This is a genomic window from Mycolicibacterium sichuanense, from assembly GCF_033741125.1.
Classification (GTDB): domain Bacteria; phylum Actinomycetota; class Actinomycetes; order Mycobacteriales; family Mycobacteriaceae; genus Mycobacterium.
Window position 1 is genome coordinate 75,003 of record NZ_JAWQPU010000002.1, and the last position, 24,214, is coordinate 99,216.

Genomic DNA, 24,214 nt, shown 5'->3' on the forward strand with positions numbered 1-24,214 from the left:
TCAGGTCGACAGATAATCGCGCAGCCGGGACACCTCGTCGGCCGTGACGCCCACGGCGGCAAGGTAGTTCGCCGGTGACCCGTAGTCCGCCTCGATGGTGCGCCACGCAGCGTCGAGGTACTCCTCCCGCACCCCGAGCACCGCGTCGCCGAGGCGCGCCTCGGCGAAGGTGACGATCTCGGGCGTCGTCGACTCGGCAGCTCGGTTGCGGATCGACTCCAGGATCCGCTCGCGGAGCCGGGGGGCGGCGGCGTTGCTGCGCAGGAAGTCCGCAACGATGGCCTCGCGCGGGACGCCGACGGTATCCAGCACCAGCGCCACGGTGAAACCCGTGCGGTCCTTGCCCGCGAAGCAGTGCGCGATCACCGGGCGCTGGTCAGCCAGCAGCGAGATCACCTGTTGCACAGCGGTCTTCGCGCCTGGAAGGTTGGGAAAGCGCAGGTACTCCTCGGTCATGAACCGGCTGGCCGCGACCGTCAGGTCCTCGTCGTCGGGTTCGGACGTCATCATCTTCTCGAAGGCGCTGTCGTGCGGCGCGTCCGGCTGATCGGCCGCCAATTCGTGAAACGGCAGAAGATGCACCTCGACGCCGTCGGGCACCAGACCGGGGCCGCGTCGCTCGACTTCGCGCAGGGACCGCAGGTCGGCGACGTCACCGATCCCCAACTGCGCCAGCGTGGACCGGCCGTCGTCGTCGAGGTTGCTCAGCTCGCTGGACCGGAACAACCGACCCGGTGCGATGCCGGTCTCCTCGGCGACGTCGCGGAAGTTCCACGCACCGGAGAGCTCATCGCCGGTGTAGACCACTACGTGGTCACCGCCGCCGCGAGGGCGCTCTTCTCGCGACCCAGTTCGGCCCGGGCGATACTGCGCATGTGCACCTCGTCCGGACCGTCGAACAACCGCATCGCCCGGTGCCAGCCGTAGAGCCGCGCCAGCGGGAAGTCGTCGGTGACACCGGCGCCCCCGTGTACCTGGATGGCGCGGTCGAGCACGTTGCAGGCCATCTGCGGCGCGACGGCCTTGATCATCGCGACCTGGTTGCGGGCTGCCTTGTTGCCATGCTGGTCGATGGTCCACGCTGCCTTCTCGCACAGCAGCCGAGCCTGATCGATCTCATTGCGGGACAACGCAACCTGCTGTTGGACCACGCCCTGCTCGGCCAGTGGCTTGCCGAACGCGATGCGCTTGTTGACCCGGTCCACCATCAGCGCCAGCGCCCGCTCGGCCACGCCGATGGCTCGCATGCAGTGGTGGATGCGCCCGGGACCGAGGCGGGCCTGGGCGATGGCGAATCCGCCGCCCTCCTCGCCGAGCAGGTTCGTCGCCGGCACCCGCACGTCGTCGAACACGATCTCGGCGTGCCCGTGCTGGTCCTGCCAGCCGAAGACCGGCAGCGAGCGCAGGATCTCGACACCAGGGGTGTCGATGGGCACCAGGATCATCGACTGCTGCTGATGCGACGCGGCATCGGGGTTGGTGCGGCCCATCACGATCAGGATCTTGCAGCGTGGGTCGTTGGCACCGGAGGTCCACCACTTGCGGCCGTTGATGACGTAGTCGTCGCCGTCGCGCAGCATGGTCGTCTCGATGTTGCGCGCGTCGCTGGAGGCCACGGCGGGTTCGGTCATCGCGAACGCGCTGCGGATCTCACCGTTCAGCAGCGGCTCGAGCCACTGCTTGCTCTGCGCGGGGGTGGCGAACAGGTGCAGCGTCTCCATGTTGCCGGTGTCGGGGGCGGCGCAATTCAGTGCCTCCGGTGCGAGCTCCATGCTCCAGCCCGACAGCTCGGCTAGCGGGGAGTACTCGAGGTTGGTAAGCCCCGACTCCGCGGGCAGGAACAGATTCCACAGACCCCGCTCCCTGGCAAGCTTCTTGAGCTCCTCGACCACGGGTGGGACGGTGTGGTCGTGCGGGCCGGCCTGCAGGCGGTACTGATCGTAGGAATGCTCGGCGGGGAAGACGTGCTCGACCATGAAGTCGGTGAGCCGTGCGTGATAGTCCTGCGCCTTTGCCGACATCGCGAAGTCCATGGGGCCACGATATGACACCCGTCAGGATGCTCGACGGGGCGGCCGGTTCAGGCCCCCAGCACGGTGACGTCGCCCGTCGCGCCGTCGACCTCGATCATCGTGCCGGTCGACAGTCGGGCCGCGGCACCCCGCGCATTGACCACGCACGGAACGCCGAACTCCCGCGCGACGATGGCGGCGTGCGACGTCGGGCCGCCGAGCTCGGTGACGACCGCGGCCGCGTAGGCGAACGCCGGGGTGTAACCCACGTCGGTGACCTTCGCGACGAGGATCTCACCGGGCAGCAGATCGTCGATGGTCTCGGCGCCCACGACGCGAACCAGCCCGCGGACCCGTCCGCCGGACACCCCGATGCCGTGCAGCACCTCACCACCTTCGACGTGGGCCGCCGGCGCATCCGTCGGCACCCACCGGCCACTGAACGCCTCCGGCGGATCGAGCTGCTGCAAGCGCGCCTGTTCGGCTCTGCGGCGGGCCACGATCCCCGCCAGATCCGGTGGTGGTGCGTCCAATTCGTCGACCAGCAGGTAGAACACGTCGTCGACCTCGGTGAGCTCGCCGGTGTCGACCAGACGCCTGCCCTGTTCGCGCAGCAGTCGCCGCAGCAGCCAGATCGCGCGGACCATCCGGTCGCGTCGCACCTCGCGCTCGCGGATCTGGGCGGCGGCGGCCACCGCGACGGGCCGGCCCGGCAGCGGTACCTTCGGCAGCACGGGCAGGTCGCGGGGCTCCGATACCAGCGCCTTGGCCACCATGCGGATCATCAGCGTGGGGTCGTCGGCGTAGGTGGCGCAGCGCATCTCGACCTCACCGGGGCCGCGGTGCCCGATCAGCGTCAGCTCGCGGCGCAGCGCGGCGGAGAACTCCGGGGCCTGGGCGCTCAGCGCGGTCGCATCGATCGCCGGCTCGGCGAGCAGGCGCATGGCCGCGGGCTCGCGCCGGGCCACTGCGGCCAGCCGGTGGACGGCGCCGAGCGCCTGCGCACTGACCAGCTCGTCGCCCGCGGCGGGCATCACGTCGCGACCGCAGAGCAGACGCATCACCACGCCGTAGCCGGCACACAACAGGATGGAGGCCGACGACAGCACCCAGCCGTGCACCACGTGGTCGCGGGCGAGCAGGATCAGCTCCCGCAACCGCCGGTCGTCGAGCCGGGCGGGGTCCTCGCACGCCGATTCGAGGCGGGCGACGTCGGCGACGAAGTCCCCGGTGTCGCGCCTCGATCCCGCCGACAGTCCGATCAGGCAGTTGGCGAAGGTCAACCCGCCGCGCAGCTGGCGCAGGACGCCACGGGGCTCGACGGGCGGCAGGTGCTCGCCGAATAGTTCCAGACCGTCCTCGGTGTGCCCGAAGAACCCGGACAGCACCAGGTCCGGGTTGATGAAGGGCACGGTGTGCGCCATGAAGTGACCGGTGGTGATGCCGGCGTACAACCGATGCCCGAAGACGCCCGTGGTGCGCACCGACATCTCGTGCTGCACCGCGCCGCCGGGACGCAGGCGCTGGGAGATCACCAGGCCCGCCGCGCGGGTGCCCCGCACCGTGACCGACGCCGACGACGGCGAGAACGGTCCGGCCAGGGCCTCGGACAGGTTGGTGGCGATGAACGCCGGGAACCGGGGATCGATCGGGGTGTCGAACTCCCCGTTGGCCGCACCGGAGCTCGCGGGCACGGGCTGCACCCCGTCGGGGGCGGGCGCGTCGTACGCCGGGACCTGCAGCACCCGCGGTAGTCGCCACGGCACGTCGTGCACGGCGGGGCCGATCGCGACACGGCCGCGGCACGCCAGCGCGAAGTCTGCGAGGGCGCCGGCGACGTCGTATCCCGGGGTGAAGCCCCAGCGCCGCTGCAACGCCGTCGTGTCGAGGTCGGGTAGCGCCGGCTGCGGCGATTGGACCAGGCGCCGTAGTCGGCGGGGAATGGCTCCCGGAATGGTGAGGACGGGTCGGCCGACCGCGGCGGCGACCGCCCGCAAGGTCGTGTGCCCGTCGGCGGCGACGTCGACGGGACCCGACGGCACGCCGGGATCCAGCAGCGCGCGGACGAGCACCCGCTCGACGTCATGGGCGTGCACCACCCGAATCGGTCGGTCGGCCGAGCCGGCCACGTCGATGAAGACGGCGGAGGTGCCCAGCCGCAGCACCGCGTCATCCACGTGGCGGCCGAGGACGATTGCCGTCCTGACCACGACCGCCTCGACCCCGGATCGCTCGACGATCTCGGCCGTCGCCTCGGCATCGCCGTCGGGCCAGCTCGGGGACACCGCGACCAGCCGGGCGACGTCGGCCGTGGTCATCGCGTCGAGCAGCGCCGGCAGAGTGGCAGACCCGCCGCAGTGCAGGACGGCATCGGCGCCCTTGAGCACGTCCGCCTCGTATGCCGTGTCGATGACGAAGTCGACTGGGCCGGGCCAACTCTCGGGCCGGCGAGCGCCGACGCCCACGACGTCGTGGGCCATGCCGACCAGGCGTGCGGCCACGCCGCGACCGACGGCGCGGTCGGCGCCGGTGACGACGATCCTCATGGCGGCTAGGCGTCCTCGTCGTCGTCGCTGAACGCCGCCAGCAGATCCTGCAGATCCATGTCGGCGATGTCCTGCGTCCGGGCCGGCTCGGTCGAGGCGGTGGCCTCGGCGATGTCGGCCCCGCTGCCCTGGGCGGCGAGGTTGAGCAGCATGTCGAGCACGCCGGCCTGCCGCAGCCGCTTGACCGGGATCGACGCCACCACCCGCTGGAGCTCGTCGTCGACGGAGCTGGTCGTCTCGGACTTCTCGGCCTCGCCGACGAGCTGCGTGCGGAAGTACTCCGCGATCGCCGACGGGTTCGGATAGTCGAAGATCAGCGTCGGCGAGAGCGTCAGGCCCGTGGCCGCCTTGAGCCGGTTGCGCAGCTCGACCGCGGTCAGCGAGTCGAAGCCGTGATCCTGGAACGCCAGATCCGGGGCGATCGCCTGCGGATTGGGCAACCCGAGGACCGTCGCCATGTGCGAGCGCACCAGGTCCAGCAGCAGGTCGTGCTGCTCATCGGTCGGCAGCGTCGAAAGACGTTGCGACAGTGCCGATCGCGACTGCGCGGCGGCCAGCGAGTCGCCCACCTGACGGCGGGCGGGGCCCGAGATCAGGTCGACGAACATCGGCGGCAGCGTGCCGGCCGCGGACTTCGTGCGCAGCGCGGCCCGGTCGATGCGCGCCGGCACCAGGAACGGCTCGTCGACGCTCATGGCCTCGTCGAACAGCGCCAGGGCGTCACCGAGCGCGAGGGCCAGGATGCCGTCGCGGTGCAGCCGCGCCAGGTCGACGTCCTGCAGGTGCCCGGTCATGCCGCTGGCCTGCTCCCACAGTCCCCAGCCCAGCGACATCGCGGGCAGGCCGTTGGCGCGCCGGTGCGCGGCCAGTGCATCGAGGTAGGCGTTGGCCGCCGAGTAGTTGGCCTGCCCGGAGGCGCCGACCAACCCGGCCATCGACGAGAACATCACGAACGCCGACAGGTCGAGGTCGCGGGTCAGCTCGTGCAGGTTCCACGCCGCATCGACCTTGGCCCGCAGCACCGCATCGACGCGGTCCGGTGTCAGCGAGGTGACCACGGCATCGTCGATGACGCCGGCGGTGTGGATGACCGCCGACAGCGCGTGCTGGTGCGCGATGCCGGTGAGGCACTTGCCGAGCGCGTCGCGGTCGGCGGCGTCGGCCGCGACCACCTGCACGTGGGCCCCGGCCTCGGTGAGCTCGGCGACCAGCTCCGCCGCGCCGGGGGCGTCCGGCCCTCGTCGCGACAGCAGCACCAGGTGCCGCACGCCGTGGTTCTCGACGACGTGGCGGGCGACCGAGGCGCCTGCCATGCCGGTGCCGCCGGTGATGAGCACGGTGCCGCGGGCCCAGGCGTCGGGCATGGTCAGCACGACCTTGCCGATGTGGCGGGCCTGGCTCAGGTGCCGCAGTGCGGCAGGCGCGCGGCGGACGTCCCACGCCGAGACCGGCAGTGGCCGAAGCGCACCCGCGTCGTTCAGCTCGGCGACCCCGGCCAGGATGCGGCCGACGCCGTCGGCTCCGGCCTCGAACAGGTCGAAGGCGCGGTAGCGCACACCGGGATGGGCCGCGGCGACGGTGTCGGCGTCGCGGATGTCGGTCTTGCCCATCTCCAGGAACACCCCGCCGCGCGGCAGCAACCGCAGCGACGCGTCGACGAAGTCACCGGACAGTGAGTCCAGCACGACGTCGACACCGCGACCACCGGTCACGGCCAGGAACTTCTGCTCGAAGTCCAGGGTCCGCGAATCGCCGATGTGGTCGTCGTCGAATCCCATGGCGCGCAACGTGTCCCACTTGGGCTGGCTGGCGGTGGCGAACACCTCCAGACCCCAGTGCCTGGCCAGCTGCACCGCCGCCATGCCGACGCCACCGGTGCCCGCGTGGATCAGCACGGATTGTCCCGGCTGCACGTCGGCCAGCCCGCGAAGGGCGAAGAACGCGGTGGCGAACCCGACGGTGAAGCCCGCACCCTGCGAGTAACCCCAGTCGGCGGGGATCTGGAGCACGACGCGGGCGTCGGTGGTGGCCACGGAGCCGGTGCCCTCGGGGAACAGCCCCATCACGCGGTCGCCGACGGCGACCTCGGTGACGCCGGGGGCGACCTCGACGACGGTGCCGGAGGCCTCGATGCCCATCACCCCGCCGCCCGGGTACAGGCCGAGTGCGATCATGACGTCGCGGAAGTTCGCGCCGATCGCGCGGACGGCGACGCGAATCCGACCGGGCGCCAACGGTTCGTCGGCGTCGGGCAGTTGCCGCAGCGTCAGGTCGTCGAACGTGCCCGTCGAGGCGGTCTCGGAGACGGTGAGCTGCCACGGGGCGTCGTCCGGCGGAGGCATCAGCAGCGACTCCGCCGCCCGGCTGGGCAGCACCCGCGCCGTGTGCAGTACGCCGTCGCGGACCACCACCTGCGGTTCGCCGACGGCGACGATCGCGGCCGGGTCGACCTCGGCCGAGGCTGCGTCCAGGTCGGCAAGCACGACGCGCCCCGGGTGCTCGGTCTGCGCGGCACGCACCAGACCCCACACCGCGGCCCCGGCCAGGTCGGTGACGTCCTCACCGGGCAGCGCAACCGCGCCGCGCGTGGTCACGACCAGCGTGGCAGGCCCGCCCGCATCGGGCGCCGTCGGTTCGGCGGACGCCGCCAGCCAGGACTGCAGGCGCTGCAGCGCCAGGTGCGTCGCGCCGTAGACCTCGGCGAGATCATCGGAATCGCCGGTGGCGGGGACGGATTCGAATACCTCGAACGCGGCATCGGCGCTCGCCTCCGACGGTGCCGCGGCGGACCACACCACCTCGAACAGCTCGCCACCGTCCGTGCCGCCGACCGCGGCCGCCAGCTGCTGCGCAGTCACCGGACGGGCCACCATGGCCTCGACCGACAGCACCGGCAGCCCGAGGCCGTCGGCCAGGTCGATCGACATCGAGCTGGTGCCGTTGGGGGCCAGTCGGGCCCGCACCGCCGAGGCGCCGGAGGCGTGCAGCGAGACCTTCTGCCAGGAGAACGGCAGCGCCATCTCACCCTCGGCGTCGTCGCGGCTGAGCACCACGGCGTGCAGGGCACCGTCGAGCAGCGCAGGGTGCACGCCGAAGCCGGCGGCCGGCAGCTCACGCGGCATCGCCACCTCGGCGAACACCTCGTCACCGCGCCGCCACATGGCCTTGAGGCCCTGGAATGCCGGACCGTATTCGTAACCGCGCGCCGACATCTCGGCATAGGCGTCGGCGGTCTCGCCGATGTCGACGGGCACCGCACCGACCGGTGGCCAGATCGACAGGTCAGCCCCCGGCGCGGTCGCCGCGACGCCGAGCTCACCCTCGGCGTTGAGGATCCACGCGGCCGAATCCTGCTGAGCGCGCGAGAAGATCGACACCACGCGGCCACCCGCCTCGTCGGCAGCACTGACCACGACCTGCACCGCGACGCCCTCGGGCGGCAGCACCAGCGGGGCGTGCAGCATCAGTTCGTCGACCGTCGAGCAGCCCACCTCGTCACCCGCGCGGATCGCCAACTCGACGAAGCCCGCACCCGGGAACAGCACGACACCCGCGACGGCGTGATCGGCCAGCCACGGCTGCGTCGACACCGCCAGCCGGCCCGTGAGGACGACGCCGCCGGACTCCGGCGACTCGACGACCGCGCCAAGCAACGCGTGATCGGTACCACCGAGGCCGAGGCCCGCGGCGTCGGTGGATCCCGTGGAGCCGCCGTTCAACCAGAACCGGCGGCGCTGGAATGCATACGTCGGCAGGTCGACCAGACTGCCGCCGGCACAGGCTGACTGCCAGTTCACGTCGACACCCGACACGGCGAGCTCGGCCAGCGCAGTGAGGAGCGTCGTCGGCTCGGCGAGGTCCTTCTTGATGGTCGACGCCGTAACCGGCTCGGATTCGGTGAGCGACAACGCGATCGACGCCATCAGACCGCTGGTGGGGCCCACCTCCAGGAAGCGGGTGACACCCGCCGACTCGAGGTACTTGGCGCTGTCGGCGAACCGGACCGCCTCGGTGACGTGGCGGCTCCAGTAGTCGGCCGATGCGAAGTCCGGTCCGGCCAGCTCGCCGGTCAGGTTGGAGATCACCGGAATCGTCGGCGCTGCCAACGACATTCCGCGGGCCACCGTGCCGAACTCGAGAAGCATCGGCTCCATGAGCGTGGAGTGGAAGGCATGCGAGACGGCCAGCTGGTGCACCCGGCAGCCCGTGGCACGCGCCTGCGCGGCGATGGCGAGCACGGCGTCCTCCGGACCGGAGATGACGACCGAATCGGGCCCGTTCACGGCCGCGATGCCGACGCCGTCGCGTAGCAGCGGCCGCATCTGAGCCTCGCTGGTGGACACCGCCACCATCGCACCGCCGTCGGGCAGCCGCTGCATGAGCCTGCCGCGGGCAGCGACCAGTGCCGCGGCGTTCTCCAGTGACAGCACCCCGGCGACGTGCGCGGCGGTCAGCTCGCCGATGGAGTGACCGAGCACGAAGTCCGGTCGCAGACCCCATGATTCGAGCAGACGGAACAGCGCCACCTCGACGGTGAACAGCGCGGGCTGTGCGAATTCGGTCGAGTCGAGCACCGCCGCATTGCTACCCCACATCACGTCGCGGATCGGCCGCAGCAGATGCCGGTCCAGCTCGCGGGTCACCGCGTCGAACGCCTCGGCGAAGACCGGGTACTCGGCGTGCAGCTGCCGGCCCATCCCCAGTGCCTGAGCGCCTTGCCCGGGGAAGACGAACGCGGTCTTGCCCGATCCGGTGGCGCGACCGCGGATGGTGCCCGGGCCCGGCTGGTCGGCGGCCAGCGCCTCGAGTTCGGCTACCAGGTCGCCGCGGCCGGCGCCAAGCAGCACGGCGCGGTGCGCGAAGGACGCCCGCCCGGCCAGCGTCCAGCCGACGTCGACGGGGTCCAGCTCGGGGTTGGCCTCGAGGTGGTCGGCGATCCGGCGAGCCTGGGCGGCAAGGGCCTCCGGCGACTTCGCCGACAGCGGCCATGGGACGACGGCGGGGTGTGCCGGGGGTGCGGCCGGGGTCTGCGGCGGCGCCGCCTCGATGATGACGTGGGCGTTCGTGCCGCTGATGCCGAACGACGACACTCCGGCGCGCCGCGGCGTCCCGTTCTCCGGCCACGGCCGTGGCTCGGTCAGCAGGGCGACCGAACCCATCGACCAGTCCACGTGCGGGGTGGGCTCGTCGACGTGCAGCGTGGCGGGCAGCTGCTGGTGGCGCATCGACTCGACGACCTTGATGATGCCCGCGACGCCGGCCGCGGCCTGGGAGTGACCCATGTTCGACTTGATCGAGCCGAGCCACAGCGGGCGGCTGCGGTCCTGGCCGTAGGTCGCCAGCAGCGCCTGCGCCTCGATCGGATCGCCGAGGGTGGTGCCGGTGCCGTGGGCCTCGACGACGTCGACGTCGGCTGGGGAGAGCCCGGCGTTGGCCAGCGCCGCCCGCAGCACGCGCTGCTGCGACGGGCCGTTCGGCGCGGTCAAGCCGTTGGACGCACCGTCCTGGTTGATCGCCGAACCGCGCACCAGCGCCAGCACGCGATGGCCGTGCCGCTGGGCGTCCGACAGTCGCTCGACGACGAGAATGCCACCGCCATCGGCGAATCCGGTGCCGTCGGCCGCCGCGGCGAACGACTTGCAGCGGCCGTCCGAGGACAGACCGCGCTGCCTGCTGAACTCGACGAAGATGTCCGGGGTGGCGTTGACGGTGACGCCGCCGGCCAGGGCGAGGTCGCACTCGCCGAGGCGCAGGGCCTGAATGGCCATGTGCAGCGCGACCAGCGACGACGAGCAGGCGGTGTCGACCGACACGGCCGGCCCCTCGAGGCCGAGCACGTAGGACACCCGGCCCGACGCGACGCTCGAGGCCTGGCCGGTCAGCCGGAAGCCCTCCGCGCCGTCGGCGCCGACGCCGTACCCCTGGGCGTACACGCCGGCGAACACCCCGGTGGCGCTGCCGCGCAGCGACGTCGGGTCGATGCCGGCCCGCTCGAGACCCTCCCACGCCAGCTCGAGGAACAGCCGCTGCTGGGGGTCCATCGCGAGCGCCTCGGTGGGGGAGACGCCGAAGAAGGCGGGGTCGAAGTCGGCGGCGTCGGCCAGGAAGCCACCGGTACTGGCGTAGGACTTGCCCGGCGCGTCGGGGTCGGCGTTGAACAGGTCGGCCAGGTCCCAGCCGCGGTCGGTCGGGAAGTCGGTCAGCACGTCACGGCCCTCGGCGACCATGTCCCATAACGCCTCTGGCGAGTCGACGCCACCGGGGTAGCGGCAGGACATGCCGACGATCGCGATCGGCTCGTCGATCACCGACGCCTGCGTCGCCGCCTGGGTGACCTCCTGCGGCGCCCCGGCGAGCTCCTGGCGGATGTAACCCGCCAGCGCCAGCGGCGTCGGGTAGTCGAAGATGAGCGTCGGCGACAGGGCGAGCCCGGTCGCCGTCTTGAGCCGGTTGCGCAGCTCGACGGCGGTCAGCGAGTCGAAGCCGTGATCGGAGAACGCCAATTCGGCGGTGATGGCGTCGGGTTCGGTGTTGCCCAACACGGCCGCCATGTGCGAACGCAGCAGATCCAGCACCAAGGCCTGCTGGGCATCCTCGGCAAGACCGTGCAGGCGTTGCGCCAACGCCGACTTGGACTTCGCCGCCACGAGCGAGTCGTCGACCCGGCGGCGGCCGGAGGCGTTGGCCAGCTGCGCGAAAATCGGCGGCAGCAGACCCTCGGCAGACCGCAGCCGCAGTGCCGCTCGGTCGATCCGCACGGGTGCCAGCAGTGGCTCGGCGACCACCAGGGCGGAGTCGAACAGTGCCATCGCGTCGTCGGTGGTCATCGCCAGGATGCCGTCGCGGCCGAGCCGGGACACGCCGGCATCGCCGAGGTGACCCGTCATCGCGCTGGCCTGCTCCCACAGCCCCCACGCCAGCGACGTACCGGGCAGTCCGTTGGCGCGGCGGTGGGCGGCGAGCGCGTCCAGGAACGTGTTGGCCGCGCTGTAGTTGGCCTGCCCGGCCGAGCCCACCACGCCAGCCATCGACGAGAACATCACGAACGCAGCGACATTCGAGTCCCGGGTCAGCTCGTGCAGGTTCCAGGCCGCGTCGACCTTGGCCCGCAGCACGGGGTCGACGCGCTCGGGGGTCAGCGATCCGACGACGGCGTCGTCGAGCACGCCCGCCGCGTGGATCACCGCGGACGGCGGCACGTCGAGCGAGGCGAGCGCGGCGCGCAGGGCATCGCGGTCGGCGGCGTCGGCCGCCAGTACCCGGACCTCGGCACCGGACTCGGTCAGTTCGGCGACCAGCTCGGTGATGCCGGGGGCGTCGGGCCCGCGGCGCGAGAGCAGGGCCAGTCGACGCACGCCGTGGTGGCCTACGACGTGGCGGGCCACCGAGGCGCCCGCCATGCCGGTGCCACCGGTGATCAGGACGGTGCCGCGGGTCCAGGCCTGCGGCATGGTCATCACGATCTTGCCGACGTGGCGGGCCTGGCTCAGATGGCGCAGGGCCGCGGGGGCGCGGCGAATGTCCCACGTGGTCACCGGAAGTGGGGTCAAGACCCCCTCTTCGAACATCCGGGACAGCTCGACGATGTACTCGTGCATGCGCGGGCGGCCCGGCTCGAACAGGTCGAACGCGCGGTAGCGTACGCCCGGATGCGCGGCGGCGACGGTGTCGGCGTCGCGGATGTCGGTCTTGCCCATCTCCAGGAAGGCACCGCCACGCGGCAGCAGCCGCAGCGACGCGTCGACGAAGTCGCCGGCCAGCGAGTCGAGGACGACGTCGAATCCCTTGCCGCCGGTGATGTCCATGAACTTCTGCTCGAACTCCAGCGTGCGGGAGTCGCCGATGTGGTCGTCGTCGAAGCCCAAGGCGCGCAACGTGTTCCATTTCGGCCGGCTGGCCGAGGTGTAGACGTCCATGCCCCAGTGCCTGGCCAGCTGCACCGCGGCGAGGCCGACACCACCGGTGGCGGCGTGGATCAGGATCGACTGGCCGGGTCGAACGTCGGCCAGCTCGCGCAGGCCGTAGTAGGCCGTGGTGAACACCACCAGGGTGGCGGCCGCCTGCGAGTCGGACCATCCGGTGGGCACCGGCGCGACCAGCCGGGCGTCTGCCTGGACCACCGTGCCGGTGCCCTCGGGGAACAAACCCATCACCCGGTCGCCGACGGCGAAGTCCGAGACTCCGTCCCCGATCTCGACCACGACGCCCGCGCCCTCACTGCCGAGCAGCGCGTCGTGGGTGAACATGCCGAGTGTGATCATCACGTCGCGGAAGTTGGCGGCGACGGCGCTCATCTCGACGCGAACGTGCCCGGCCCGCAGCGGCTCCTCGGCGTGCGGCACCTCCTCCAGCGCCAGGTCGTCGAACGTGCCGGCGGTGGCGATGCCCAGCCGCCACGGCTTGCCCGTGGTGGGCGGCTGCAGGATCGACTCGGCGGCGCGGCTGGCCACCACCCGGGCGGTGTGCGCCACGCCGTTGCGCAGCACGACCTGGGGCTCCCCGACGGCCACCGCGATCGCGACGGCCTCCGGGCTGACGTCCCCGGGTGCGTCGAGAAGCACGATGCGCCCCGGGTTCTCGTTCTGGGCGGCGCGCACCAGACCCCACACGGCGGCACCTGGCAGGTCGGTGACGTCCTCGCCGGGCAGTGCGACGGCGCCCCGGGTCACGATCACCAGGGTGGCGGGTTGCTGCGCATCGCTTGGCGCGGCCAGCCACGTCTGCAGGTACTCGAGCGCGCGGTTGACGGTGTCGTGCACCTCGGCGGCTAGATCCAGCGATTCGCTTGCCACGTAACCGGTTTCGTACACGGAGACGTCGGGCGCGGGTACCGACGGCTCGGGCAGGGTGACGGAGGACCACTCCACCTCGAAGAGCTCACCGTCACCGGCGGCCCGGCCGGCGAGCGCCAGCTGCTCGGCGCTGACGGGTCGGGTGGTCATGGTGCCCACCGACAGCACCGGCAGGCCCAGCCCGTCGGCCAATTCGATGGACACTGCGTTGGGGCCGGCGGGCGCGATCCTGGCCCGCACCGACGATGCCCCTGCCGCGTGCAGCGCGACCCGCTGCCAGGAGAACGGCAGCGCGAGCTCGTGCTCGCCGACCGCGAGCGCGATGGCGTGCATCGAGGCGTCCAGCAGCACCGGGTGCACGCCGAACTCGGAGGTCGAGACGTCCTGCGGCACGGTGACTTCGGCGAAGACCTCGTCGCCTCGGCGCCACATCGCGGTCAGGGCGCGGAACGCAGGGCCGTACTCGTAACCGCGGGCGGCGAGCAGCTCGTAGGCGTCGGTGACGTCGGTGGCCACGGCCCCCGGCGGCGGCCACGCCGTCAGATCGGCGGTCGGGGCGTCGACCCCGGTCCCGACGATCGCCTCGGCGTGCAGCACCCACGCAGACTCGCCGTCGTCGGTCCTGGAGAACACCGACACCGCGCGCGATCCTGACTCGCCGGCGGACCCGACGAGCACCCGGATGGGCACGCCAGAGGGCGCCACCACCAGCGGGGCCTGCAGGGTGAGCTCCTCGACGACCGAGCACCCCACCTCGTCACCCGCGCGGATCGCCAACTCCACGAAACCCGCACCGGGGAAAAGGATCACGCCACCGACGGCGTGGTCGGCCAACCAGGGCTGGGTGGCCACCGAGAGCCGGCCGGTCAACACGACCTGACCGGTCTCAGGCACCTCGACGACCGCGCCGAGCAGCGCGTGCGCGGCGCCGTTGAGGCCGAAGCCGGAGGCATCCGAGGTGGCGGTGCCGCCCCCGGAGAGCCAGAAGCGGCGACGGTCGAAGGCGTAGGTGGGGACCTCGACCAGCCGGCCACCCTGGCACGTCGCGCGCCAGTCGACGGCGACACCGGAGGTGAAGGCCTGTGCGGCCGACGCCAGGAAGCGGTTCCAGCCGCCCTCGTCGCGGCCGAGCGTGGGCACGACGACCGGTTCTCCCGCGCCGTCGGTGGCGTCGCGGACGGTGTCCTCGATGCCCGCGATGAGCGCCGGGTGCGGGCTGGCCTCGACGAAGGCACGGTAACCGTGCGCGCTCGCGGCGCGGACGGCCTGGTCGAACTGCACGGTTTGGCGGATGTTGCGGTACCAGTAGCCGGCGTCGAGGGTGGCGGTGTCGATCAGGTCGCCGGTGACGGTGGAGAAGAACGCGGTTCGCGTCGAGCGAGGTTCGATGCCGGCCAGCGCCTCCTGAAGCCGGCCGTCGATGGCCTCGACCTGCGCGGAGTGCGACGCGTAGTCGACGTCGATGCGTCGGGCCCGGATCTGCAGTGCCTCGCACTGCTGAACCAGCGCGTCGAGGGCGGCGGACTCACCGGACACCACGACCGCCGAGCGGCCGTTGACGACGGCGATGCCCAGTCGGTCCTCGAGGCCGACCAGCAGCTCGCGGGCGCGGTCGACGCCGCAGGCCAGCGACACCATGCCGGCGGACCCGGACAGCTCGACGAGCAGCTTGCTGCGCAGCGCCACCACCCGCGCGGCGTCGCGCAGGGTCAGCGCGCCCGCGACGTACGCGGCGGCGATCTCGCCCTGCGAGTGCCCGATCACGGCGTCGGGCGTGACGCCGATCGACCGCCACAGCTCGGCCAGGGAGACCATGACGGCGAACAGGGCCGGCTGCACGACGTCGACGCGGTCGAGGCCGGGAGCGCCCGGCTCGCCGCGCAGTACGTCCAGCAGTGACCAGTCCACGAACTCGGCGAGCGCCTCCGAGCAGGCCGTCAGCTGCTCGGCGAACACCGCAGAGGTCTGCATCAGCTCGATGCCCATCCCGAGCCATTGACTGCCCTGGCCTGGGAAGACGAAGGCGACCTTGCCGACAGGGGTGGCCGTGCCGCGAATGGTCGACAGCGGTTCACCGTCGGAGGCCAGCTCGGACACGCCGGCCAGCAGCCCGGCGCGGTCACCGCCGAGCACCACCGCGCGGTGTTCGAACGATGACCGGCCCGCCAGGGTCCAGGCCACGTCGCGGGGGTCCAGTTCGGGATGGCGGTCCAGGTGCTCGGTGAGCCGGGCGGCCTGACCGCGCAGCGCTGCGGGCGACTTCGCCGACAGCACCCACGGCAGCACGGCGGGGGGCGGGGCGGCGTCGACCGCGTCGTCGGCGGGCTCGGGCGCCGACTCGACGATGACGTGAGCGTTGGTCCCGCTGATGCCGAACGACGAGACGCCGGCGCGCCGGGGCGTCTCACCGGCGGGCCACGGCTGCGGCTCGGTCAGCAGCGACACCGCGCCCGCGGTCCAGTCGACGTGCGGGCTGGGGGCGTCGACGTGCAGCGTCTGGGGCAGCGTCTCGTGCCGCATCGACATGATCATCTTGATGACGCCGGCGACGCCCGCCGCGGCCTGGGTGTGCCCCATGTTCGACTTGATCGAGCCCAGCCATAGCGGCTGGCTCCGCTCCTGGCCGTAGGTGCCGAGCAGGGCCTGGGCCTCGATCGGGTCGCCGAGCGGGGTGCCGGTGCCGTGGCCCTCGACGACGTCGACCTGCGCGGTCGACAGGCCGGCGTTGGCCAGCGCGGCCCGCACGACGCGCTGCTGCGACGGGCCGTTGGGCGCCGTCAGCCCGTTGGAGGCGCCGTCCTGGTTGACGGCGGTGCCGCGCACCACGGCGAGCACGGGGTGGCCGAGCCGCTGGGCGTCGGAGAGGCGTTCGACGACGAGTACGCCGCCGCCCTCGGCCCAGCCCACGCCGTCGGCGGCTCCCGCGTACGGCTTGCAGCGGCCGTCGGTGGCCAGCCCGCGATGGCGGCTGAACTCCACGAAGATCGTCGGGGTGGCGTTGACGGTGACGCCGCCCGCCAGCGCCATGTCGCACTCGCCGAGGCGCAGGGCCTGCACGGCCATGTGCAGGGCGACCAGCGAGGACGAGCACGCGGTGTCGATCGACACCGCGGGACCCTCGAGGCCGAGCACGTAGGCCACTCGGCCCGAGGTGACGCTCGAGGTCATGCCCGTCAGCCGGTAGCCCTCGATGCTGTCGGCGGACATGCCGTACCCACCGGCGATGACGCCCGCGAACACGCCCGTCGCACTACCCCGCAGCGACGTGGGGTCGACGCCGGCCCGCTCGAGCGCCTCCCACGAAAGCTCGAGCAACATGCGTTGCTGGGGATCCATCGCGAGCGCCTCGCTGGGCGCGATGCCGAAGAAGCCGGCGTCGAAGTCGCCGACGTTCTCGACGAAGCCACCGGAGCGGGCGTAGGACTTGCCCGGCGCGTCAGGATCGGGGTCGTACAGGCCCGCGACGTCCCAGCCGCGGTCGTCGGGCAGGCCCGTCACCACGTCGCGGCCGGTGGCCACCATGTCCCAGAGGTCCTCGGGGGAGTTCACGCCACCGGGGAACCGGCACGACATGCCGACGATCGCGATCGCCTCACCCGACCGCTCCAGCAGCGCCCTGTTCTGGGACTTCAGCCGGTCGTTCTGGACCAGCGCCCGGCGGAGCGCCTCCGTGGCATGTGCGAGTTGATCGGCCATACGGTGTGAAACCCCTGTCTGGGCCACTGCGCGCGCAGTGGCTCCCAAGTATTCGGCACTAGGCGCCTGCCGGATGAGCGTAGAGCTGCGGGCGGCGTGCACGAACGGTGTCAGCTCATTGTGTTCCCTGGGTCTGTGTTCCCTGGGTCGGGCCTGTAATCACCTACCTGCTTACACTCGGGCTCTCCTGGGAACGTGGAGACCATCATCGGGCGAAGTCACGGGGTATGGCGATGAGACTCGGCGCAGGTGGCGGCCGCGCGCACGCAGTGCACCGGCACGTTGCGGTGGCACTCGACGCCGACCTCGGCGATGCCGAGAGCGTCCTCGTCGGCGGCAAGGGGCGCGCGATCGCGGCCATGGTGGCGATGGGGTTGCCGGTACCGCCCGCGTTCTGCGTGGCCTGCGAATGGTGCGACGAATGCGGACGGGATCCCGCCGCGCTGGTCGACCTCGTCTGGCCCGACGTGCTCGGCGGCCTCGCCCAACTCGAGGCGCGCACGGGGTGCACGTTCGGTCGCGGGCCACGGCCGCTGCTGCTTTCGGTGCGCAGCAGCGGGCAGACCTCGATGCCCGGCATGCTCGAGACGGTCCTGAACGTGGGTGTCGACGACGGCGTGCTGGCCGCGTTCGCGAGCAGCCACGGTGCCGCGTTCGCCGCCGACCTCGCAGAGCGCGCCCATCGCGGTGGCCGGGCCGTCCTCCCCGACCCGCTGACCCAGTTGCGTGACGCGATCGGTGCCGTCGTCGCGTCGTGGTCGTCGAGCCGGGCCGCCGCCTATCGGGCGCACCGCGGGGTGGACCGCGGCGGCATCGCGGTGCTGCTGCAGGCCATGGTCTTCGGCAACCTGGACGCGCACTCCGGAACCGGGGTGCTGTTCACCCGCGACCCCGCGACGGGTGCGGCCGACCCCTTCGGCGAGTGGCTGCCCCGTGCCCAGGGGGACGACGTGGTGTCCGGCACCAGCGACTGCCTGCCCCTGACCCGGCTCGCCGACCGGTTGCCCCAGGTGTACGACGAGTTGCTCGCGGCGGGCCGCCGGCTGGAGCGGGCCGGCGCCGACGTCCAGGACGTCGAGTTCACCGTGCAGGCAGGCGAGCTGTGGCTGCTGCAGTCGCGGGCGGCCAAGCGGGCCCCGCGCGCCGCGCTTCGCCTGGCGCTGGCACTGCGCGACGAGGGCCTCATCGACGACGACGAGATGCTCGCCAGGGTCACCGCCGAGCAGTTGGCCGCGGTCACCGCGGGGCGATCGCAGCCGCAGCCGTCCGGGCCGACGCTGGCCACCGGCCTGCCCGCCTGCCCCGGTGTGGCGACGGGGCTGGTCTGCACGACGAGTGAGGACGCCATCGCCGCAGCCGACGAAGGTCGCGACGTCGTCCTGGTGCGGCCCACCACCAGCCCGGAGGACGTCGCGGGGCTGATGTCGGCCAGGGCCGTGGTGACGGAGGTCGGCGGCGCCAGCAGCCACGCCGCCATCGTGGCCAGGGAACTCGGCATCCCGGCCGTCGTCGGCTGCGGTGCCGGACTGACTACCCTGCTGGCGGGTCGCACCGTCACCGTCGACGGGAGTGCCGGTGAGGTGCGGGCCGGCGCCCCTGAGACTCCCGAGGTCGCACGGACTCCGCTGCTCGACGTCGAGCTGCAGCGATTCACCGACGTCGCGCGCCGGGTGAGCGGCCGATGAGCGGAGCCGAGCTGGCCGCGCTTCAGACGGTGCGGCTCAAGGGCCGGGTCGGCCGCGCCGAGCTCGACGGGGCCGTCGATGGCTTCGGCGATGGTTTGGCCGATGGTGTGGTCGATGGTTTGGTGGCGGCCGGACTGCTGGCCGACGGTCCGCTGGTCCGGTTGACCGAGCCGGGCCGGGGCCGGCTGACCGAGCTGCTCGCCGAGGAGCGCGCCGACGTCGACCCGGCCGCCGCCGAGGCGGTCTACCAGCGCTTCCTGGCCGTCAACGGAGAGTTCAAGGCCGTGATCTCGCGCTGGCAGCAGGAGCGGGACACCGCGGGTGCCGACGGGGTGGCGGCCGTGCTGGCCGACGTCGACCGACTGCACGGCGAGGTGGTGCCGGTGATCGATGCCGCGGCGGCCCTGGTCCCGCGGCTCGCGGGATATGCCGGGCGCCTGGATCAGGCACTGCGGCGAGCCAAGGACGGCGACCCGTCGTGGCTGACCCGCCCGATGGTGGACTCGTATCACACGGTGTGGTTCGAGCTGCACGAGGAACTGATCGGCGCGGCAGGCCGGACGCGCGCAACCGAGGGCGACTGAACCCGGTCTGTGCGAAGCTTTCGCACGTGTCGACGGGTGACAAGGTGCGCGTGGTGGTCGGCGACGATCACCCGCTCTTCCGCGATGGCGTGGTGCGGGCCCTGACCTCCAGCGGATACATCGACGTGGTGGCCGAGGCCGACGACGGGGTGGCGGCGCTGGCGCTGATCCGGGAGCACACCCCGCGGGTGGCGCTGCTGGACTACCGGATGCCCGGCCTCGACGGCGCCCAGGTCGCGGCCGCAGTCCGCCGCGACGGCCTGGCCACCCGCGTACTGCTGATCTCCGCGCACGACGAGTCGGCCATCGTCTACAGCGCGCTGCAGGAGGGTGCGGCGGGTTTCATCTCCAAGGAGTCCAGCCGTTCCGAGCTGGTCGAGGCGGTGCTCAGCTGCGCGAAGGGCCGCGACGTCGTCGCCCCCAACCTGGCCGCGGGCCTGGTCGGCGAGATCCAGCGCCGCAACGAGTCCGACGCGCCGACGCTGAGCGCCCGCGAGCGCGAGGTGCTCGGCCACATCGCCGCCGGTCAGAGCATTCCGGCGATGGCCAAGGAGATGTTCCTGGCCCCCTCGACGGTCAAGACCCACGTGCAGCGGCTCTACGAGAAGCTGGGCGTGGGAGATCGCGGTGCCGTGGTCGCCGAGGCGATGCGCCGCGGACTGCTGGAATAGCCGTGGACCGCGCGTCCCGGCAGATCGTCGACTACTTCGCCGCCGAACCCGTTCGCGTCTCGGCGCTGCTGCGGATTCCGCTGATCGGCCTGATCGGCTTCCTGGTGTGGATCTGGGAGGTCAACAGCTGGCTGCCCGAGGTCTACGCGGCGATCCTCGGCACCTACTCGATCGCGGCCGTGCTGTGGGCGGTGGCGGTGTTCCGCGGGCCAGTGCCGTCGTGGGGCGGTCGGTTGTCCACCGGCGTCGACGTGCTCGCCGTCGTCGCACTGTGCGTGGTGTCCGGCGGGGCGACGGCGGCGTTGCTCCCGGTGTTCTTCCTGCTGCCGCTATCGGTGGCGTTCGGAGATCGGCCGGTGTTCACCGGTGTCCTGGGCATCAGCACCGCGGCGTGCTACCTGGGCGCCTGGATCGTCTACTCCAAGCGCGACGACCACGTCGGCTTGCCCGACGTGGTCTACCTGCAGGTCGGCTTCCTGATCTGGCTGGCAGTCGCGACGACGGCGCTGTGCTTCGTGCTGACCCGGCGGGCGGCGCGGGTGGCCGCGCTGCTGGAGGTGCGCAAGCGGCTGGTGGCCGAGTCGATGCAGGCCGACGAGCGCACCAACCGTGAGCTGGCCGAGCATCTGCACGACGGGCCGTTGCAGACCCTGCTTGCGGCGCGCCTGGAACTCGACGAGGTGCGCGAGCGCATGCCCGATCCCGCGCTGGACCTGGTGTACGCGGCGCTCAACGACACCGCGGCCGGGCTGCGCTCCACGGTGACGGCGCTGCATCCGCAGGTGCTCGCGCAGCTCGGGCTCACCGCCGGGGTGCGTGAGCTGGTGCGGCAGTACGACGGCCGCGGTGGCATCACCATCGACGCCGAACTCGAGGACGTCGGCAAGCCGGTGTCGCAGGCGTTGCTCTACCGAGCGGCCCGCGAGCTGCTTGCCAACGTCATCAAGCACGCGCGGGCCAGCGCCGTCACGGTTCGGATGTTCCGTCGCGGCGCTCGCGTCGTGCTCATCGTCGCCGACGACGGGGCGGGCTTCGCGCCGGAGATCGTCGAGCAGCGCGTCACCGAGGGACACATCGGCCTGGCGTCGCTGCAGGCGCGGTTCGACTCGATGGGCGGCGAGATGCAGATCGACTCCACGCCGGGCCGGGGCACGGTGGTGAGCGTGACGTCCCCGCCCGAGGACTCGTAGCGCGTCGAGGCCGTCCTACAGCGCGGCGTTGATCGCGTCGACCCGGTCCTTGGCGTCGCCGAACAGCATCTGGGTGTTCTCGCGGAAGAACAGCGGGTTCTGCACGCCTGCGTACCCCGAGGCCATCGAGCGCTTGAAGACGATGACGTTGTCGGCGTTCCACACCGTCAGCACCGGCATGCCCGCGATCGGGCTGCCGGGATCCTCCGATGCCGCCGGGTTGACGGTGTCGTTGGCGCCGATGACCAGGACGACGCTGGTGCCGTCGAAGTCGTCGTTGATCTCGTCCATCTCCAGCACGATGTCGTAGGGCACCTTGGCCTCGGCGAGCAGCACGTTCATGTGGCCGGGCAGCCGGCCCGCGACGGGGTGGATGCCGAAGCGGACGTTCACGCCACGCTCGCGCAGCTTGCGGGTCAGGTCGGCGACGCCGTACTGGGCCTGGGCGACGGCCATGCCGTAGCCGGGGGTGATGATCACCGAGCTCGCCGAGCCGAGCAGTTCGGCGGCGCCCTCGGCGGTGATCTCGCGGTGCTCGCCGTAGTCCTTGTCGTCGGCGGGCCCGGCCTCGATGCCGAAACCGCCCGCGATGACCGAGATGAACGACCGGTTCATCGCCTTGCACATGATGTAGGACAGGTAGGCACCGGACGAGCCGACGAGCGCGCCGGTCACGATCAGCAGGTCGTTGGACAGCAGGAAGCCCGACGCCGCGGCGGCCCAGCCCGAGTAGCTGTTGAGCATCGACACCACGACGGGCATGTCGCCGCCGCCGATCGAAGCGACCAGGTGCCAGCCCAGCAGCAGGGCCAGCACCGTGACGGCGATGAGCAGCCAAAGCTGCGGGGAGATGACGAACCACACCGTCAGCGCCAGGAACAGCACCAGCGCACCGACGTTGAGGAAGTTCTTGCCAGGCAGCATCAAGGGGGTGGACTTGATCCGCGCCGACAGCTTGAGGTTGGCCACGATCGAGCCGGTGAACGTCACCGCGCCGATGAACACGCCGATGAACACCTCGGCGGAGTGGATGCCCAGCAGGTTCTGCCCGTCCAGCGCCGCGGCCTCGGCGCCGGCGAGGTCGCGTTCGACGTGCAGGTAGCCGTTCCAGCCGACGAGCACCGCGGCCAGGCCGACGAAGCTGTGCAGCAACGCGATCAGCTCGGGCATGCCGGTCATCTCGACGACGCGGGCACGCCACAGGCCGATCGCGGCGCCGATCGCCATCGCGGCGACCAGCAGGCCGAGGCCGAGCGGTTCGATGTGCCGGGACAGGGCCAGCGCGATGGTGGCGATCAGCGCGACGGCCATGCCGGCCATGCCGAAGGTGTTGCCCGAGCGTGAGGTCTCGTGCTTGGACAGCCCGGCCAGGGCCAGGATGAACAGCAGAGCCGCGACGACGTAGGCCGCGGTGGCGGTGGTCTCTAGGGTGAACATGCAGTCCGTTCCAGTCTCAGGAAGGCGGGAGGGGCAAGGGCTGGGGAGCTAGGGCAGGCGTTCTCAGCTGCGCGAGAACATCGCGAGCATGCGACGCGTGACCGCGAAGCCGCCGAAGACGTTGATGCTGGCGAGCAGGATCGCCACGAAGGCCAGCGCGGTGATGACGGGATCGCCATGGCCGATCTGCAGCAGCGCGCCGACGACGATGATCCCGGAGATCGCGTTGGTCACCGACATCAGCGGCGTGTGCAGGGCGTGGTGCACGTGCCCGATCACGTAGTAGCCGATGACGATCGCCAGGGCGAAGACCGTCAGGTGCACCTGCAGCGCGGCGGGGGAGAGTGCGATGAGCGCGAAGAGCACCGCGGCGGCGACGAACGTGATGCCCAGCCGGCGGCCAGCCGTCATGGGCTCCTTGACCGGCTTGGGCTCCACGGGTGCGGCAGCGGCCGCCGCCGGGGCGGCGGAGACCTGTACCGGGGGCGGCGGCCAGGTGGTCTCACCCTCGCGCACCACGGTGACCGAGCGCTGCACCACGTCGTCGAAGTTCAGGACGAGCTGTCCGTCCTTCTCCGGGGTGAGCAGCTTGAGCAGGTTGACCAGGTTGGTGCCGTACAGCTGGGAGGCCGTCGCGGGCAGCCGGCCGGCGAGGTCGGTGTAGCCGATGATCGTCACGCCGTTGTCGGTGACGATGGCCTGGTCCTTGACGGTGCCCTCGACGTTGCCGCCGTTGGCCGCGGCCATGTCGACGATGACGCTGCCCGGCTTCATCGAGGCCACCATCTCGGCGGTGATGATCCGCGGCGCCGGCCGGCCCGGGATCAGCGCGGTCGTGATGATGATGTCGACGTCCTTGGTCTGCTCGGCGTACAGCGCCGCCTCGCGGACCTTGTAGTCCTCGCCCATCTCCTTGGCGTAACCGGTCGCGGAGACCTCCGCGGCGGCCGGGTCGACGTACAGGTACTCCCCGCCCAGTGACTTGACCTGGTCGGCGACCTCGGGCCGCGGGTCGGTGGCCCGCACGATGGCGCCCATGCTGCCCGCCGCGCCGATGGCGGCCAGTCCGGCTACGCCCGCGCCGACGACCAGCACCTTGGCCGGCGGTACCTTGCCCGCGGCGGTGACCTGGCCGGTGAAGAACCGGCCGAAGGCGTGCGCGGCCTCGACGACGGCCCGGTACCCGGCGATGTTCGCCATCGAGGAGAGCACGTCCATCGACTGCGCGCGTGAGATGCGGGGGACGGCGTCCATCGCCAGCACCGTGATCGGGCGGGCGGAGAGCTTCTCCACCAGCTCGGGGTTCAGCGCCGGTGAGATGAGGCTGACCAGCGTCGCGTGGTCGGCCAGCGCGGCGATCTCGGCGTCGTTGGGCGCGTTGACCTTGAGGACGATGTCGGCCTCGAGTGCTTCGCCGATCTCGGCGCCTGCCTCGACGTACGCGGCATCGGAGAAGCTGGAGGCGTCACCGGCACCGGATTCGACGACGACGGTGTAGCCCAGTTTGGCGAGCGCTCCGACGGTCTGCGGCGTGGCGGCGACGCGCGTCTCACCGGGGTGCGACTCGCGGGGTATCCCGATCTGCATTCGATGAGTCTCGC

Annotated in this window: 10 protein-coding genes; 4 read left to right on the forward strand and 6 right to left on the reverse strand. The window is 71.8% G+C overall.

Going from position 1 to position 24,214, the window contains the following annotated elements; genetic code table 11:
- Genes SBI80_RS07250 through SBI80_RS07265 form a run of 4 tightly spaced genes read right to left on the reverse strand, consistent with a single transcriptional unit; the run spans window position 1 to window position 17,046 of the window.
- Window positions 1–807: a tyrosine-protein phosphatase gene (locus tag SBI80_RS07250; protein WP_318973810.1), complete on the reverse strand. Its 807-nt coding sequence runs from the start codon at window positions 805–807 to the stop codon at window positions 1–3.
- Window positions 807–2,033, reverse strand: a complete 1,227-nt coding sequence (locus SBI80_RS07255; protein WP_318973811.1) for an acyl-CoA dehydrogenase family protein — start codon at window positions 2,031–2,033, stop codon at window positions 807–809. Before SBI80_RS07255 ends, SBI80_RS07250 begins: the two co-directional genes overlap by 1 nt.
- Before the next feature lie 47 nt (window positions 2,034–2,080).
- Window positions 2,081–4,558 (reverse strand): PEP-utilizing enzyme, encoded by a 2,478-nt coding sequence (locus SBI80_RS07260; protein ID WP_318973812.1) that lies wholly within the window; start codon window positions 4,556–4,558, stop codon window positions 2,081–2,083.
- A 5-nt stretch (window positions 4,559–4,563) separates the two neighbouring features.
- Window positions 4,564–17,046, reverse strand: coding sequence for a type I polyketide synthase (locus tag SBI80_RS07265; protein WP_318973813.1), 12,483 nt, complete (start codon window positions 17,044–17,046; stop codon window positions 4,564–4,566).
- 233 nt (window positions 17,047–17,279) lie between these two features.
- Here SBI80_RS07265 and SBI80_RS07270 point away from each other — a divergent pair, with 233 nt between their 5' ends.
- From SBI80_RS07270 to SBI80_RS07285, 4 genes are read left to right on the forward strand one after another with little or no spacing between them, the layout of a single operon-like run.
- Entirely contained in the window at window positions 17,280–18,731 is a 1,452-nt protein-coding gene (locus SBI80_RS07270; RefSeq protein WP_318973814.1) for a pyruvate, phosphate dikinase, read from the forward strand.
- Window positions 18,728–19,315, forward strand: a complete 588-nt coding sequence (locus SBI80_RS07275) for a MarR family transcriptional regulator (protein WP_318973815.1) — start codon at window positions 18,728–18,730, stop codon at window positions 19,313–19,315. Before SBI80_RS07270 ends, SBI80_RS07275 begins: the two co-directional genes overlap by 4 nt.
- A gap of 26 nt (window positions 19,316–19,341) precedes the next feature.
- Window positions 19,342–19,986, forward strand: coding sequence for a response regulator (locus SBI80_RS07280; RefSeq protein ID WP_318973816.1), 645 nt, complete (start codon window positions 19,342–19,344; stop codon window positions 19,984–19,986).
- A gap of 2 nt (window positions 19,987–19,988) precedes the next feature.
- Window positions 19,989–21,176: a sensor histidine kinase gene (locus SBI80_RS07285; protein WP_318973817.1), complete on the forward strand. Its 1,188-nt coding sequence runs from the start codon at window positions 19,989–19,991 to the stop codon at window positions 21,174–21,176.
- Window positions 21,177–21,191: 15 nt separating this feature from the next.
- Here SBI80_RS07285 and pntB read toward each other — a convergent pair whose 3' ends face one another.
- Window positions 21,192–22,613 (reverse strand): Re/Si-specific NAD(P)(+) transhydrogenase subunit beta, encoded by a 1,422-nt coding sequence (gene pntB, locus SBI80_RS07290; RefSeq protein ID WP_318973818.1) that lies wholly within the window; start codon window positions 22,611–22,613, stop codon window positions 21,192–21,194.
- 63 nt (window positions 22,614–22,676) lie between these two features.
- On the reverse strand, window positions 22,677–24,200 hold the full coding sequence (locus SBI80_RS07295) for a Re/Si-specific NAD(P)(+) transhydrogenase subunit alpha (RefSeq protein WP_318973819.1): 1,524 nt from the start codon (window positions 24,198–24,200) through the stop codon (window positions 22,677–22,679).
- Window positions 24,201–24,214: the final 14 nt, after the last annotated feature.

What these genes read in the sequence shown, in the direction of transcription:
- SBI80_RS07255 (WP_318973811.1), bottom strand. Translation starts at nt 2,033, where the DNA reads ATGGACTTCGCGATGTCGGCAAAGGCGCAGGACTATCACGCACGGCTC.
- SBI80_RS07260 (WP_318973812.1), bottom strand. Translation starts at nt 4,558, where the DNA reads ATGAGGATCGTCGTCACCGGCGCCGACCGCGCCGTCGGTCGCGGCGTG.
- SBI80_RS07265 (WP_318973813.1), bottom strand. Translation starts at nt 17,046, where the DNA reads ATGGCCGATCAACTCGCACATGCCACGGAGGCGCTCCGCCGGGCGCTG.
- SBI80_RS07270 (WP_318973814.1), top strand. Translation starts at nt 17,280, where the DNA reads ATGAGACTCGGCGCAGGTGGCGGCCGCGCGCACGCAGTGCACCGGCAC.
- SBI80_RS07275 (WP_318973815.1), top strand. Translation starts at nt 18,728, where the DNA reads ATGAGCGGAGCCGAGCTGGCCGCGCTTCAGACGGTGCGGCTCAAGGGC.
- pntB (WP_318973818.1), bottom strand. Translation starts at nt 22,613, where the DNA reads ATGTTCACCCTAGAGACCACCGCCACCGCGGCCTACGTCGTCGCGGCT.
- SBI80_RS07295 (WP_318973819.1), bottom strand. Translation starts at nt 24,200, where the DNA reads ATGCAGATCGGGATACCCCGCGAGTCGCACCCCGGTGAGACGCGCGTC.